Source organism: Eggerthella sp. 1_3_56FAA (assembly GCF_000185625.1).
In the GTDB taxonomy this organism is placed as follows: domain Bacteria; phylum Actinomycetota; class Coriobacteriia; order Coriobacteriales; family Eggerthellaceae; genus Eggerthella; species Eggerthella lenta.
Genome location: NZ_GL622580.1, coordinates 542,165 through 556,624, shown reverse-complemented (window position 1 = coordinate 556,624; position 14,460 = coordinate 542,165). Strand labels below are relative to the sequence as shown.

Annotated in this window: 12 protein-coding genes, 1 tRNA gene and 2 pseudogenes; 11 read left to right on the top strand and 4 right to left on the bottom strand. The window is 62.4% G+C overall.

Annotated elements, in window-relative coordinates; genetic code table 11:
- Positions 1-131 precede the first annotated feature (131 nt).
- Both HMPREF1023_RS07785 and HMPREF1023_RS07780 read left to right on the top strand, forming a co-directional pair.
- Complete coding sequence (locus HMPREF1023_RS07785) at positions 132-1,718, top strand: glycine betaine ABC transporter substrate-binding protein (protein ID WP_009305661.1); 1,587 nt, start codon at positions 132-134, stop codon at positions 1,716-1,718.
- A 106-nt stretch (positions 1,719-1,824) separates the two neighbouring features.
- The gene (locus tag HMPREF1023_RS07780) at positions 1,825-2,664 is read left to right on the top strand and encodes an ABC transporter ATP-binding protein (RefSeq protein ID WP_009305659.1); all 840 of its coding nucleotides are present in this window, start codon (positions 1,825-1,827) and stop codon (positions 2,662-2,664) included.
- Positions 2,665-3,056: 392 nt separating this feature from the next.
- Here HMPREF1023_RS07780 and HMPREF1023_RS07775 read toward each other — a convergent pair whose 3' ends face one another.
- On the bottom strand, positions 3,057-4,070 hold the full coding sequence (locus HMPREF1023_RS07775) for a DUF559 domain-containing protein (protein ID WP_009305656.1): 1,014 nt from the start codon (positions 4,068-4,070) through the stop codon (positions 3,057-3,059).
- A gap of 411 nt (positions 4,071-4,481) precedes the next feature.
- On the opposite strand from HMPREF1023_RS07775, the pseudogene HMPREF1023_RS16180 reads away from it, so the two are divergent.
- The 5 genes and pseudogenes from HMPREF1023_RS16180 to HMPREF1023_RS07750 form a co-directional block, all read left to right on the top strand.
- Positions 4,482-4,844 (top strand): annotated as a pseudogene (locus HMPREF1023_RS16180) (helix-turn-helix domain-containing protein); the annotation flags it as partial.
- Positions 4,793-5,851, top strand: coding sequence for an IS3 family transposase (locus tag HMPREF1023_RS07765; protein ID WP_232228700.1), 1,059 nt, complete (start codon positions 4,793-4,795; stop codon positions 5,849-5,851). The pseudogene HMPREF1023_RS16180 and the gene HMPREF1023_RS07765, both read left to right, overlap by 52 nt.
- 150 nt (positions 5,852-6,001) lie before the next feature.
- Positions 6,002-6,637 carry a TetR/AcrR family transcriptional regulator gene (locus HMPREF1023_RS07760; RefSeq protein WP_009305652.1) on the top strand — a complete coding sequence of 212 codons (636 nt, stop codon included), beginning with the start codon at positions 6,002-6,004 and terminating at the stop codon, positions 6,635-6,637.
- A 52-nt stretch (positions 6,638-6,689) separates the two neighbouring features.
- Positions 6,690-7,607 (top strand): ABC transporter ATP-binding protein, encoded by a 918-nt coding sequence (locus HMPREF1023_RS07755; RefSeq protein WP_009305651.1) that lies wholly within the window; start codon positions 6,690-6,692, stop codon positions 7,605-7,607.
- Positions 7,600-8,397 (top strand): ABC transporter permease subunit, encoded by a 798-nt coding sequence (locus tag HMPREF1023_RS07750; RefSeq protein ID WP_009305650.1) that lies wholly within the window; start codon positions 7,600-7,602, stop codon positions 8,395-8,397. Before HMPREF1023_RS07755 ends, HMPREF1023_RS07750 begins: the two co-directional genes overlap by 8 nt.
- A 57-nt stretch (positions 8,398-8,454) precedes the next feature.
- On the opposite strand, the gene HMPREF1023_RS07745 is transcribed toward HMPREF1023_RS07750, so the two are convergent.
- Positions 8,455-8,883 carry a protease inhibitor I42 family protein gene (locus HMPREF1023_RS07745; RefSeq protein ID WP_009305649.1) on the bottom strand — a complete coding sequence of 143 codons (429 nt, stop codon included), beginning with the start codon at positions 8,881-8,883 and terminating at the stop codon, positions 8,455-8,457.
- A 52-nt stretch (positions 8,884-8,935) separates the two neighbouring features.
- Entirely contained in the window at positions 8,936-9,565 is a 630-nt protein-coding gene (locus HMPREF1023_RS07740; RefSeq protein WP_009608990.1) for a protease inhibitor I42 family protein, read from the bottom strand.
- Between the two features lie 642 nt (positions 9,566-10,207).
- Here HMPREF1023_RS07740 and HMPREF1023_RS07735 point away from each other — a divergent pair.
- The 3 genes from HMPREF1023_RS07735 to HMPREF1023_RS07725 all read left to right on the top strand — a co-directional run bounded on the left by HMPREF1023_RS07735 (position 10,208) and on the right by HMPREF1023_RS07725 (position 13,220).
- Positions 10,208-10,284 (top strand) — tRNA-Arg (locus HMPREF1023_RS07735).
- Between the two features lie 235 nt (positions 10,285-10,519).
- Complete coding sequence (locus HMPREF1023_RS07730; protein WP_114516727.1) at positions 10,520-11,899, top strand: magnesium transporter MgtE N-terminal domain-containing protein; 1,380 nt, start codon at positions 10,520-10,522, stop codon at positions 11,897-11,899.
- Between the two features lie 4 nt (positions 11,900-11,903).
- On the top strand, positions 11,904-13,220 hold the full coding sequence (locus HMPREF1023_RS07725; RefSeq protein WP_009305646.1) for an Nramp family divalent metal transporter: 1,317 nt from the start codon (positions 11,904-11,906) through the stop codon (positions 13,218-13,220).
- A gap of 53 nt (positions 13,221-13,273) precedes the next feature.
- Here the strand turns inward: HMPREF1023_RS07725 and HMPREF1023_RS07720 are convergent, their stop codons facing one another.
- On the bottom strand, positions 13,274-13,750 hold the full coding sequence (locus HMPREF1023_RS07720; protein WP_009305645.1) for an Rrf2 family transcriptional regulator: 477 nt from the start codon (positions 13,748-13,750) through the stop codon (positions 13,274-13,276).
- Positions 13,751-14,069: 319 nt separating this feature from the next.
- Between HMPREF1023_RS07720 and HMPREF1023_RS07715 the strand changes: the two are divergent.
- Positions 14,070-14,460 (top strand): annotated as a pseudogene (locus HMPREF1023_RS07715) (5-formyltetrahydrofolate cyclo-ligase); the annotation flags it as partial.

Below are 14,460 nucleotides of genomic sequence, written 5' to 3'. Positions count from 1 at the left end.
GACCGCCTTGCCGCGCCCAAGCACCGACACTTGATTACAATGTTGACGAAGTCTGTAGGATTTAACCATGCAGTCCGCATCTCAACCCTCGACGTAGCGTCCGTCACCACGTGCGAAAGCGAGGATTCCTCTTGATTCTGACCGAAACCCTGGCCTTGCTCGTTGAAAAACGCGATTGGTTTTTCGAGCTCCTTCTGCAGCATATCGGCATCTCGCTCATATCCATTGCGCTGGCGGCGCTCATCGGACTGTCGCTGGGAATCGCCATCGCCACATGGAGGCGAGGGGCGAAGCCCGTGCTTGCGCTGGTCAACTTCGTGTACACCATCCCATCCATTGCGCTTTTCGGCTTCCTTATCCCCATAACGGGCATCGGCGACCCTACCGCCATCGTGGCGCTCACCGTGTACGCGCTGCTGCCGATGGTACGCAACACCTACACCGGCCTCACCACCATCGATCCCGCCATCATCGAAGCGGCACGCGGCATGGGCTCCACCGACCGCCAGCTGCTGTACCGCATCGAGCTGCCGCTGGCCGCCCCCGTCATCATGAGCGGCATCCGCAACATGGCCACCATGACCATCGCGCTGGCCGGCATCGCCACGTTCATCGGCGCAGGCGGCTTGGGCGTGGCCATCTTCCGCGGCATCACCACGAACACCATGGCCTTGACCTTGGCAGGCAGCGTGCTGATCGCGCTGCTAGCCATCGCGGTGGACCTGCTGCTGGGCTTAGCCGAGAAGTCCACGCGACGCCACCTGGAGCCTTCGAGCGCACGGCGGCAGAAGCGTTCGGGTGCGCGTCGGACTTCGCGTCGCAAGCTGGCCCCGGCCGTCGCGGCGGGCGCGGCCGTGGTGCTGATAGCGGGCGGGGCGTTCGCGTTCGCGAACCGCGGCGGCGGAGAGAACGTGGTGAACATCGCCACGAAGCCCATGACCGAGCAGTACATCCTCGGCGAGATGCTGAACACGCTGATCGAGCACGATACCGACCTCAAGGTGGAGCTCACGCAGGGCGTGGGCGGCGGCACGTCGAACATCGAGCCCGGCATGGAGAAGGGCGACTTCGACCTCTACCCCGAGTACACGGGAACGGGATGGAACGCCGTCCTCAAGCACGACGACACCTACGACGAGTCGATGTTCGACACGATGCAGCAGGAATACGAATCGCAGCTAGGCCTCACCTGGGTGGGCATGTACGGGTTCAACAACACGTACGGCCTCGCTGTGAGCCGCGACGCGGCCGAGCGCTACAACCTGCGCACGTATTCCGACCTGGCGGGCGCAGCGGGCGGCCTGACGCTGGGTGCCGAGCCCGACTTCTTCGACCGGCAGGACGGCTACCCCGGATTGCAGCAAGCCTACGGCATGGACTTCGGCACCACGAGAGACATGGACATCAGCTTGAAGTACCAGGCGCTGTTCGAGGGCCAGGTGGATGCCATCGTCGTGTCCACCACCGACGGGCAGGTGGCCGACGAGCGCCTCGTGGTGCTGGAGGACGACCGGCACTTCTATCCGTCGTATCTTTGCGGCAACGTCGTGCGACAGGACGCGCTGGAAAAGCACCCCGAGCTGCGCGGCGAGCTGCTGAAGCTGCAAGGGGCCATCACCGATGCCGACATGGCGCGCATGAACAACGAAGTGGAGACGCAAGGGCAGGAGCCGAAAGCAGTGGCCGACGCGTTCCTGGCCGAGAAGGGGCTGATGTAGCATGGAGCATGCATTCCCGCAGACGCACAGCGCGGAATCCTTCCCTAAAGGACTAGCTTCGCGTCGCAACTCCGGCGACTCCGTCGCCTGCGCTCGGGATGACAGGGTGGGACGTTCCGAGGGTTTCGCGATTTGTCATCCTGAGCGGAGCGCGCAGCGCGAAGTCGAAGGATCCCGTGCGGCGCCAGCAGAAGAAGGCTCCACACCCGCCGTCGCGTTCGAGCACGTCAGCAAGCGATTCGGCGATGCCGTCGCCGTGGACGACGCGAACCTCGACATCGACGAAGGCGCGTTCGTCACCATCATCGGCAGCTCGGGCTGCGGCAAGACCACGCTGTTGAAAATGGTGAACGCGCTGGCGATGCCCGACGATGGACGCGTGCTGGTGCACGGGAAGGACACGAGCGGCGTCGACCCCATCGAGCTGCGCCGAAACATCGGCTACGCCATCCAAGGCAGCGTGCTGTTTCCCCACCTCACCGTGGAGCAGAACATCGCGTACGTGCCCTCGCTGCTGAACAGCGGCGACGAGGGTCGCACCGAGGAGGCCGTCGCGAAATGGATGGACATCATCGGGCTGCCGCACGACATCATGGATCGCTATCCCGCCGAGCTGTCGGGCGGACAGGCGCAGCGCGTCGGCATCGCCCGCGCGTTGGCGGCCAGCCCCGACATCCTGCTGGCCGACGAGCCGTTCAGCGCCGTGGACGCCATCACCCGCGGCAGCCTGCAGGACGAGATCAAGCGCATCCATAGGCAGACGGGCATCACCGTGCTGTTCGTGACGCACGACATCGACGAGGCACTCGACCTGGGCGACAAGGTGCTGGTGATGGAGGCCGGCCGTGCCGTGCAGTTCGCCGAGCCGTGCGACATCCTGCGCAACCCCGCCACCGAGTTCGTCGACCGCCTGGTTACGCGCAAGCGCACCGTGTACGCGCGATAGCGCGCCGCCCCAGATAGCCGCCCTCAGCGAGAAAGCCGTCCCGAGTCGAGGGAGCCGCCCCTCCCACCACTATCCCGAGCCGGTCCTTGCACGCCGGAAGGGCCCTCGATGGCAAAATACCATCGAATTCGGAAGTCTCAAGGGAGGCGAAGGCAACCGTCTTGAAAGACAGGGACGACCGTGTCGTAAAACGCCTGGTCGACAAGGTACTGAAAACGCCACGCTTCGTAGCCTTCGATCAATCCGTTTTGTGGTTTCCGAATTCGGCCACTTTTTGCCAAAAGCACCGGGGTTCGCTGCACCGCCGTACCCCCGCACTCAGCTCAAGGTGGCTCGCTGCACAGCCGCACCCGACCAGAAGCGCACCGCCGGCATCGCAATTCGCCACCCGATCAGATCGCCTCCTCGTATCCCACGGGCAGCCCGAGCCGCCTTCTCAGGCGCAGCTTGCGGGCATGCCAGTCGGAGACGTTCGTTCGCAGGCGCTTGCCGAGGTGACGACGAATCGCTTCAGCCACCGCATCGGTAGCCGCAAGGCTGTTCAGCTCGTCATTGGTGACGCCGAGCACCGTCCAGCCCATGGCCGCCAACGCGTTAGCCCTTCTCGAATCCCGGATGCGGCTGAGTTCGCCTTCGTGATTCTCCTTGCTTTGATACTCCACGTCGAGCCTCGCTTCTGGCCAGCAGAGATCGCAGCGAAAGCTTTTCTTCCCGGAAATCGCGCGCGCCGCCGGACTTGCGATCACCTCGTAGTTCATGCGGGGAAAGCCCATGCCGTAACCTCCGCGGAAAGGACTGAATCCCAGGACAAGCGCGAATTTCGTCTCGCGCGACGATGCGGACCCGTCCACGAGAAATGGAAGGATGCGCGCGACCTTCTGCGCACCGCCGAGCGAGCTGTTGCACGCTACGTAGTCGCGCAAAGCCCGAACGCTTGTCAGCGGCTCGACATCGTATCCAACCGAAACGCCAGTACGCCTCGTCTGATACGACCCGCACAACTCCCACCCCAACTCAAGCAGCGAAACCTCGTTGCGGATCCGCGTTGCCATTTGAATGAATGCAAGCTCGGGTTTGCTGAAGAACACGTCATCGCCCAATCGAAAGAACGAGGAACGCGAGAAGCCCCTCGTGCACACATGAGGAACGCAAAGCTCCCCCGCCCGACCGTTCGGCGTGCTCACCAACACGTGACTAGGCCTTTCGAACCTCAGACCCGGATGATCCCCTTCTATGCGCTCAAGCGCCGAGCTGAGCTCTTTGGTGCGCGGGGCGCGCTCGGGGATGCTTGGTTTTCCGCTCCTCACCGAAGCTAGCTCGCAGGGTTGGGCCATGCGCAGCATCTGCAAGGCCGTGATGTATCCGAAAACAATGCGTGATTGCGAGGCACGTGCGATCTTCTGCACAAGACCCCCTTATTTGCCCTGGGCGGAGAGGATCTTGCAGACGTGGTAGGGGAAGACGAGGGCATCGCTTCCAGCAATGGGCTACTCGAACGATGGAGAGCGCCTGCACTGGCTCTGTAGTGAGGCTGATTCTATCATGATCGGGCAGTTCATGGCAGCAGCCGTGGCAATAGTTGGTCGAATTCGGAAAAAGAAAAAACCGGGAAAGAGCCGGCAGTTTTCGCGAGCTGGGGTTTTTGCTGCGCCTTGGGCGCTTGCCGAAAGCGCAGGGGCGATCGCGAACGTGCAGGCTTCCGAATTCGCACACTATTTGCCAAAAAGACAATTCCGACTTGCAAGGACAGAAAAAAAAAGGGGGGGGTCGACCTGAACTGCCTCCCATTTCTTGGACAAGAAAGTAAAGTTCGAGAGATGGGAGGCTTCTTTATGCCGCCGAAGCATGACAGGAAGATGCGCGAACTAGCGGTCGAGCTGTTCGACGAGGGGTACGGCAGGGACATCGTCGCCGCGAGGCTTTGCATGTCGGCCAGCATCGTGGAAAAATGGCTTCTGACGTACAGGTCGGTCGGAAGCGAGGTGCTGCTCTGCATGGGTAGCCGGAAAACGAGATACGCTTGGGAGACGAAGGTCGCCGCAGCTCGGGCCGTCGTGGACGAGGGGATGGGCAAGCCCGAGGCCATGGCCGCCTTCGGCATCGCGTCGAGGACCCCGCTCGACTCCTGGTGCCGGCTCTACCGCGAAGGCGGGGCCGACGCTCTCAGGCCCAAGCCCAAGGGCAGGCCGAAGGGATCTGCGGCTCAAAGCGCGCCCAAGACGCGCGAGCAAGAGCTCGAGGCGCGCGTGCGCAGGCTCGAAGCCGAGAACGCCTACTTAAAAAAAGTCCGCGCCCTGGAGGCGGAGAAGTCTCGAGCTGGGAGAAGTCCCAAGTGATCGAGATGCTTTCAGGGCAAGGCCACGCTCTTTCCGACCTGTTGGCAGCCGCCGGGCTCCCGAGATCGACTTACTACCGCGCCCGCTCGCACCCGCCGAGGCCGACGAGGCCGGAGCTATGGGAGAAGGTGGCGGAGGTGTTCTCCCGCACGGCCAACGGCTGCGGACACAGGCAGGTCGCCATGGCCCTGCGCGCCGAGGAGGACGTGGCGATAGCCGACAAGACCGCACTGAAGATCATGCACGAGATGGGCATCAGCTGCGGCATCCGGCGCGAGAGCGACTACCACAGGTACAACTCGTTCAAAGGCGTTGTCGGCAGGGCGTTCGACAACGTCCTGGACAGGGACTTCTCAGCCGACGAACCCTGGCAGAAGCTCGGCACGGACGTCACCGAGTTCAAGGCCCCGTGGGGCAGGGCCTACTTTGCCCCAGCGTACGACTTCGGCAGCAAGGAGATCGTGTCCTGGAGCATATCGCGGTCTGCGAACATGGCGCAGCAAAAGGAGATGCTGGAAGGCCTGCTGGCGAAGATGCCGGAGGCCGCGAGCCCGGTCATGCACTCCGACATGGGATGGCAGTACCAGCACGACGGTTATTGCAAGACGCTCGAGGAGGCGGGCATCGTCCAGAGCGTGTCGAGAAAGGGCAACTGCATCGACAACGGCGCGACCGAGCAGGTCTTCGGCCATATCAAGGACGAGTTCTTCCGCGGGCAGAGCTTCGAGAGCTTCGAGGAGTTCAAGGAGAGGCTCGAGGCGTACATCGTCCACTGGAACACGAGGCGAAGGCAGGTTAAACTGAAAGGACTGACCCCGGAGGAATTCCGGAACCAGTCCTTAGCAGCATAGCCACCTTTATTTTCCTTGTCCAAGAACCGGGACGCAGTTCAACCTGGCAAAAATTCTTCCTCGCGCCCCCTTCTAAAAAATAGTCAACGGGGTAGCATGGTCTTCGATCCGTTGACCGGCCGGTCAACGGCGGCAGGAAAGGAGGCGGCAGTGGACGACCGACGCTCGAAATTCGAGAGCCTTCCCGAAGAGCGGCGCGAGGCCATCGTCAGCGCCGCCGTGGAAACGTTCGGCAAGAACGATTACAAGAACGCCTCGACCGAGACGATCGCGCGCAGGGCAGGCATCTCGAAGGGCCTTCTGTTCTTCTACTTCAAGAACAAGAAGGAGCTGTACCTGTACCTCATGGAGCATCTGATGGAAAAGGTGTCCAACCTGGTGCTGGACGATGGGTATTGGGAGATCGACGACTTCTTCGAGCTGCTCGTCTACGCGGCGGAAACCAAATCCAAGGTGCTGAGCAAGTTCCCCTACCTGCTGGAGTTCTCCATCCGGGCCTTCTACCCGGAGCACAAGGACATAAAGGATACGATGGACAGCTGGACGCAGCGACAACTCGACTTTATGTTCACGACGTACTTCAAGAACGTGCGGTTTGACCGGTTCCGCGACGACATCGATCCGAAGTACGTGCTCAACATGCTGATTTGGCTGGCCGACGGCTATCTGCACCAACAGCAAGCGCTGCATCAACGCATCGATTTAGACGCCATGATGGACGAGATGTACCGCTGGTGCGACATGCTGAAAGCCTATTCGTACAAAGAAGAGTACCGGAGGCGATGAGATAGCAACCCCATCCCTTTGTCTCCCTTTGTCTCATTAAGGAGGAATACCGATGAGCGACCCCGTGATCGAACTCAAGGGGCTCAAGAAAGACTACGGCAACGGCCGCGGCGTGTTCGACGTGTCGTTCTCCGTGGAACGCGGCGAGGTGTTCGGCTTCCTGGGGCCGAACGGCGCTGGGAAAACCGTGACCATGCGCAACCTCATGGGCTTCATTCGCCCCGATGAGGGCACCGTGAGCATCGACGGCCTGAACTGCTTCAGCCAGCGCAGCCGCATCCAGGAGCGCCTGGGCTACCTGCCGGGCGAGATCGCCTGCATGGACGAGATGACCGGCGCGGCCTTCCTGGAATTCATGGCGCGCATGAAGAAGCTGCGCGACCGCACGCGCATGAACCAGCTGGTCGAGTACTTCGAGCTGGACCCCGCGCGGCGCATCCGCAAGATGTCGAAGGGCACGAAGCAGAAGGTGGGCCTGGTGTGCGCGTTCATGACCTCGCCCGACATCGTTTTGCTGGACGAGCCCACCAGCGGCCTCGACCCCCTCATGCAAAGCCGCTTCATCGACCTCGTGCTTGAGGAGAAGCGTCGCGGCGCCACTATCCTGCTTTCATCGCACCTGTTCGACGAGGTGGAGCGCACGTGCGACCGCGTCGCATTCATCCGTGCGGGCAGGCTGGCCGCCGTCGAGCGCATGAACGACGTGAGGAAGAGCCGCAAGCGCGTGTTCGCGGTGACGTTCGCCGACGAGACCACGCGCGACCGCTACGCGCAGGCGCATCCCGACGCACGGAAACAGGGCGCGGCTAGCGTGGAGGCAGCCGTGGCCGGCAACCCCGACGCGTTCGTGAAAGACTTGGCCGCCTACGACATCGTGGACCTCGCCGCGCGCGAGCAAACGCTGGAAGAGCTGTTCATGCACCTGTACGGCACGACGAACCAGGTGGAGAAAGGAGGCTCTCATGAATAGGACGTTGTTCGCCAAAGAGCTGCGCGCGAACCTGTTCGTCAGCCTCATCATCGCGGCGGTGCTGGCTATGTACATCGGCGTGATCGTCAGCATGTACGATCCGGAGCTGGGAGAAAGCCTGGATGCCATGATGCAGAGCATGCCCGAGATGTTTGCGGCGTTCGGCATGTCGGTGCAGGCCACCACCCTCATCGACTTCATGCTGAACTACCTGTACGGGTTCTTGCTGACCATCTTCATCCTCGTGCTCATCCTGATCGTGGCGAACAAGCTGATGGTGCGCTACCTCGATCGCGGCGCCATGGCGTATCTGCTGGCTACGCCGAACAGCCGCACGCGCATCGCGCTGACCATGGTGGGCGTGATGGTGACCATTCTGGTGGCGCTCATGGCAGTGGTGACGTCGCTCGAAGCAGGTTTCGCCGAAGCGCTGTTCCCGGGCGAGCTGGATATGCAGGCGCTGATGCAGGTGAATGCGGGATTGTTGGCCCTATGGCTGGCGATGGCCGGGTTGTGCTTCCTGTCCGCATGTCTGTTTTCGAACGCGACGGCCGCCCTGTGGGTGGGAGGCGGCCTGAACATCCTGTTCTTCCTCATGCAGATGGTATCGCAGGTGGGCGACAAGTTCGAGTTCCTGAAGAACGTCAACCCGCTGACGCTGTTCGACTACTACGGCCTGGCCGCGGGCGACGCGTCAGCCGTCGGCGGCGCGATCGCGCTGACCGTTGGCGCGGTGGCGCTGTTCGCCGTGGCGGTTGCGGCCTTCGATCGGCGCGACCTCAGCATCTAGAGCATTCCGCACGAGAAAGGACGGGAACGGCGCTCGGCCGTTCCCGCCCTTTGATGTTTACGCCTGCTCTTCAACCTGCGTGAACGCGCCGTTTTCAACCGTCGCATGCAGCACGACGGTCTTGTCGCTGTCCGACGCCTCCCACGACCGCGCATACGTGAACGTCAGCGTTGCCTCGCCCGAGCCGTCGGCTTTGAAGTTGAACGTGTGCACGCCGCCTTCGCCCGTCTTGGGCTGGGCGCCGTCGCTCGCGGGGACGAACTCGTCGCCGTCGGGCTGCACGGCCGAGCCGTCGATCTGGAAGGTCCACTCGTACCCCGTCGTGGGGTTCGCGTCCAGCTTGACCACGAGGTCGCCCTGGCTGAACTCCGCCGACCCTTCGGCGATCTGGACCTCGGATCCCGGCGCAGCCGAACACCCGACGGCGAACGCGATGAAAGCCGCCATGCACGCTCCTGCTATCACGAGTTTCAGACGAGCCTTCATCGCGCACTCCTTCCGAGCGGTTTCGCTTTCCCGCAGTATAGCGGGGGGCGCGCTACTCCTGCACGCTCACGTCCGTGAACGTGCCGTTCTGCACCGTGGCCTTCACTACGATGGTGGTCTTCACATCGTTGGCATTCGACGTGTTCGCCAGTTTCATTGTGATGGTGGACTCGCCGTTGTTCTGGTCGTCGGCCAGGAACCCGAACGCGTGCATGCCGGCCGCGCCCACGACGTCCTGGGAGTTCTGATCGTTGAAGCCGGAGGACGGCAGGTCGGCGTCGGTGTCCTTCAGCACGGTGTTGCCGTTAACCTCGGCCGTCCACTGGTACTGGACGTCGGCGTTCGAGTCCAGCAGCACGAGCATGTCGCTCTGGGAATAGGCGACCCAGCCGTTCGGAACCTTGAGGACGGTGCCTTCGCCGATGCTGCTGCCGTCGCCCATCTGGTTGCCGTTGTTGTTATTGCCGTTGTTGCTATTGTTGTTGTCGGCATTGTTGTTGCCGTTGTTGTTGTCGCCGTTGTTACCGTTGCCATTGTCGTTGTTCTCGGTGGCAGGGTTGGCGTTGTCGCCTCCGTTGTCGTTGTTGCCCGCGTTGTCGCTTGAGCAGCCGGCAACGGCGAACAGCGCCAGCACCAGAGCGGCAAGCACGCCGATCATCGACCATTTCGCAGTCTTCGTCATAACAGCCTCGCTTTCTTCGTTGGATTCAAGACGCGTTCTGCCTCATCCTAGCCACGCGCACGCACGAAGAGGCCGGGCATGCCCGCTTGTAATCGCCCCGCAATGCGGGCGAATGTTTCACGTGAAACATCGACGAGGCTGAATGCCGTTGAACACGGAGAGACGACCTGCCGATAGAGGCTGTGCAGCAAATCGCAGCGGTTCTGCAAGTTTTTCGACTTTGTGGCAGAATGACTTTCGCGGCCGATCGTCCCACCAGGCCTTTTGACCCAGAGGCTCGAAAGCTTTCCGCAGGCTTTTCCTTAAGGCGGAAGAAACCCCTGATCGCAACGATCCGAACTTGCCACGAAGTCGAAAAACTTGCAGAACCGCTGCGAAAAACGACGCTGCCTGCGATCCGACAAGTCAGCTGGTCGCGGAACAGCTTCGCCTACGGTTCCCGGAAGAATTCAAGACTGGCCGATTCCGCAGAAAGCGCGCCGAGCTCCTTATACGGTGCACGACGAACATGCGGCGTTCGTTCGACAAACTAACCATTTATGCAGTTCAAACACCTATTTCGCGCACTATTCCCAAAAAGTCTGAAAAAGTCGTTGACAGCATGGGGCAATACCGGCATAATAACTTTTGCTGTTTCGACGTGCGCCGTTACCTCAGCTGGATAGAGGGACTGACTACGAATCAGTACGTCGGGGGTTCGAATCCCTCACGGCGCACCATTTCAGCTTCTAATTCCGCAACGACTGGCAGCAGCACGTGCGGATTTTTTATTGGTCAGGGAAAGGAACGTACTTGAAGGTTCGAAAATCGAAGCCTCACAGTAAGTAGTTCTTCCTTCGTCTTCCCTTACGTCGGCAGTCGAAGGAACGACTGCGGCGGCTCATGGCTTAACACACATTTTGCATTGCGCGCGACGCGCGCGTCTTTGCACACGGTATCATGAGGTGTACGGCCATGGGCATGACAGTAAGGGATACCACCATGCTCTACCTCTCTCAAATGATGGGGAAACCCGTCGTGGACACCCAGGGCGAGAAGATCGGCACCATCTCCGACCTCGCCATCTCCACCGGCGAAGTGTTCCCGCGCATCACCAGCCTGGCCTTCCAGGGGCCCGGCAAGGTTCCGTTCATGATCTCGTGGCGCAAGTACGTCGACACGTTCGACGAGGACGGAATCACCCTCAACGCCGAGGCGCACGACATCCGCTTCAGCTATCTGCAACCTGACGAAGTTCTGCTGGCGCGCGACCTGCTGAACCGTCAGATCGTGGATACGCAAGGCCTGAAAGTGGTGCGCGTCAACGACCTCAAGCTGTCCGTTTCGGGCTCGCAGCTGCGCCTGCTGGGCGCCGAAGTGGGCGTGCGCGGCATCCTGCGCGGGCTGGCCTCCTGGCTGGAGCGCGCCGTGGTGGCCGTGGCGAAGGTGTTCGGCAAGAAGATCGACGAGCAGATCATCGCCTGGAACTACATGGACCTGCTCGATCGCGACCTGTCCGAAGTGCAGCTGTCCGTCACGCACAAGCGCCTGGACGAGCTGCACCCCGCCGACGTGGCCGACATCCTGGAGCAACTGGACCCCCAGCAGCGCGCCAACGTGTTCCAGCATCTGGACGATGCGCAGGCCACCGAGGCCATCTCCGAGATGGACGACGAGTACCAGGCCGACTTCATCGAAGACCTCGACGACGCCCGCGCCGCCGGCCTCTTGGGCGACATGGACCCGGACGACGCGGCCGACATCGTGCGCGACCTGTCGTACGAGAAGGCCGAGACGCTGCTGCGCCTCATGGGCGTGGAGGACGCCACCGAGATCCGCCGCCTGCTGGGCTACAAGGACGGCACGGCCGGCGGCATGATGACCACGCAGTTCGTGGCCGTGAAGGCCGACAACACCGTGGGCGAGACCATCGAGGTGCTGCGCGAGCTGGACGACGACCACCCCACCGTGCATTACGTGTACGTGCTGAACGACTACGACGAGTTCGTGGGCGTGCTGAGCTTGCGCACCCTCGTGCTCACCGACGACGCGCGGCCCGTGCGCGACGTGATGTTCGACGACGTGATCTCCGCGACGCCGGACGAGACCGAGGAGGACGTGGCGGCCGACATCTTCAAGTACGAGCTGCCCGCCATGCCCGTGGTGGACGAGCACGGCGTGCTGCTGGGCATCGTCACGGTCGACGACGCGTGGGACGCCATCGAAGAGGACGTGAGCGGCGACAAGACGAAGGCTACCCTGCTCAAGGTGCTGGGCGGCCTCGTGGCGTCCATCCTGTTCCTGGCGCTGTACACGCTGGTGCTGCTGCAGATCATCGGCTACGCCGGGAGGTAGCGCCATGATGATGAAGAAGAACGAGAAGCTCGAAGTGCGCGACGTCGCCGTCGACGCGATCGAGTCGACCGAGCTCGTCGAAGCTCCCGAGAAGAAGCAGCCCAAAAAGATCTGGCTGCTGCTGGCAGCGCTGGGTCCTGGCATCGTCACGGCCATGGCCGGCAACGACGCGGGCGGCATCTCCACCTACTCCACCGTGGGCGCGAAGTTCGGCTTCGCCACGCTGTGGGTCATCCCCATCATGTGCGTGCTGCTGATCGTGGTGGAGATGACGGCCGCGCGCATGGGCGCCGTCACCGGCAAGGGCTTCGCCGCGCTCATCCGCGAGCGCTTCGGCATCCGCCTGACCGCGCTGGCCATGCTGGCGCTGCTCATCGGCAACGTGGCCACCACGTTCTCCGAGTTCGCCGGCATCGCCAGCGGCATGGAGATGTTCGGCGTGTCGAAGTACCTGGCTGTGCCCGTGGCCGCCGTGGCCGTGTGGCTTCTGGTGGTGGGCGGCAGCTACAAGCGCGTGGAGAAGGTGTTCCTCATCCTGTCGCTGGTGTTCGTCACCTACATCGTGGCGGCGTTCATGGCCGAACCGAACTGGGAAGAGGCTCTGACCAGCACCGTCGTGCCGCGCATCGTGAACGACCAGAGCTTCGTGTCGCTGGTCATCGCGATGATCGGCACCACCATCGCGCCGTGGATGATGTTCTTCAACCAGAGCAACGTGGTGGAAAAGGGCGTGTCGGTGAAGGATCTGTTCTCGCAGAAGGTGGACGTGATCGCCGGCACCATCGCCGCGTGCCTCGTGGCCTGGTTCATCATCGTGACCACGGGATCGGTGCTGTTCCCGCAGGGGATCGAGATCGAATCGGCCGCCGACGCGGCGCGCGCGCTGGCACCGTTCGCCGGGCACTACGCCGAAGCGCTGTTCGCCATCGGACTGATCGCCGCGTCGTTCTTGGCGGCCTGCGTGCTGCCGTTGACCACGGCGTTCGTCATCTGCGAGGCCTTCGGCTGGGAGGCGGGCGTTTCGTTCAAGTGGAAAGAGGCGCCGCTGTTCAAGAGCATCTTCACGTTCGTGATCGCGTTCTCGGCCGTGGTGGTGCTGGTGCCGAACATCGACCTCATGGGCGTGATGCTGACCGCCCAGTTCGTGAACGGCCTGGTGCTGCCGGTGCTGCTGGTGTTCATGGCCATCATCGCCGCGGACAAGCGGGTTATGGGCGCGTACCGTTCGCGCATCGTGTCGCGCGTGCTGATCTGGGTCACCGTGGGCATCGTCACCGTGCTCACCGCCGTGCTGCTGGTGATGCAGGTGCTGGGCATCTAGACGCCTCGGCGGCGGCGCGGCGAAAAGAGCGCAGCCGCCGGGCTGCGTCGACGCTACTTGACGGCGTCGAGCAGGCGGCGGCTTTCTTCCTGCAGTCGTTCGGCCAAAAACGTGCGGCTGTTGTCGCCGTTGCGGGCGCAGTCGAGCAGCATCTGCACCGTCAAGCTGGACAGATAGGCGTCCATGCTCTCTTCGATGAGATCGTAGACCTGCCTGATCTCCTGCACCATCGCGCCGCCCTTGCGCGCATCGCGCTTCGCGCGCGTGGACTGCTTCGCATCGTCGTCGAGCGCTTCCATGATCTCCAGCACGTTCGTGTCGGCCGGATCCTTCGCCAGGCGATAGCCGCCGTGCTTGCCCGGACGGGCCTCGATGATGCCTGCGTTGCGCAACAGCTGCGCCAGCTGGATGAGGTAGTCGCGCGGAATGGACATGTCCTCCGCGATATCTTTCGAGGAGCAGGTGGTACCTTGCGCAGCCAAGTACAAGATGGCGCGCATACCGTAATCGGTGGATGCCTTGAGTTGCACTGCTGTCTCCTTACTCTATGTCGCCCGGCATGCATGATGCCTGGTGAGCGACCTACTTATATATGCTTGGTAGTCAATTTCTCCTTAGAAAACAACAAACGACGCATACGCAGCGTCGTTTGAGGTGGTGCACCCCTTGCGACTGCGAGGGAGAGCTATCTAAGGTGGTCCGAGTGTACCCAATGCAAAACGATTATAGCAAGGTCAATGATGGGTTTGCAGGTCAAATCGAATGGAAACGGTTACGTTTGCGCTAACTCCCCACACCTCCGCCATTATCGTGCAACGGCGCCGTTACGTCGATGCTATACTGCGGTCTATGGAGACGAAAAAACAACTGCGCTCGCGCGTGCTGGCACGTCGCGATGCGCTGCCGGAAGAGGTGCGTGCGCGCAAGAGCGCGGCGATATGCGCGCGGTTGGAGCAGGTGCTGGCGGAAGCGCTGGCGGGCGCGGAAGGTGCGGGGACGGCGCAGGTTTCGGCCGAGGGGACGTCGCGCGCGGATGCGACGGGCGGGAGCGCGGTTCCCACTGTGGCCGTGTTCGCGTCGATGCGCAGTGAGGTGGACACGCGGCCGTTCGTCGAGGCGGCGTACGCGCACGGTTGGGACGTGTGCTTCCCCTGCATGGTGCGCGAGGAGCCTGCAGCGGGCGGGTCGCGGGCGGCGGGTCGCGCGGGCGCGGACGAAGCAGGCGGGTCGCCGGTGCCGA

What these genes read in the sequence shown, in the direction of transcription:
- HMPREF1023_RS07730 (WP_114516727.1), top strand. Translation starts at nt 10,520, where the DNA reads ATGGGCATGACAGTAAGGGATACCACCATGCTCTACCTCTCTCAAATG.
- HMPREF1023_RS07755 (WP_009305651.1), top strand. Translation starts at nt 6,690, where the DNA reads ATGAGCGACCCCGTGATCGAACTCAAGGGGCTCAAGAAAGACTACGGC.
- HMPREF1023_RS07725 (WP_009305646.1), top strand. Translation starts at nt 11,904, where the DNA reads ATGATGATGAAGAAGAACGAGAAGCTCGAAGTGCGCGACGTCGCCGTC.
- HMPREF1023_RS07740 (WP_009608990.1), bottom strand. Translation starts at nt 9,565, where the DNA reads ATGACGAAGACTGCGAAATGGTCGATGATCGGCGTGCTTGCCGCTCTG.
- HMPREF1023_RS07750 (WP_009305650.1), top strand. Translation starts at nt 7,600, where the DNA reads ATGAATAGGACGTTGTTCGCCAAAGAGCTGCGCGCGAACCTGTTCGTC.
- HMPREF1023_RS07745 (WP_009305649.1), bottom strand. Translation starts at nt 8,883, where the DNA reads ATGAAGGCTCGTCTGAAACTCGTGATAGCAGGAGCGTGCATGGCGGCT.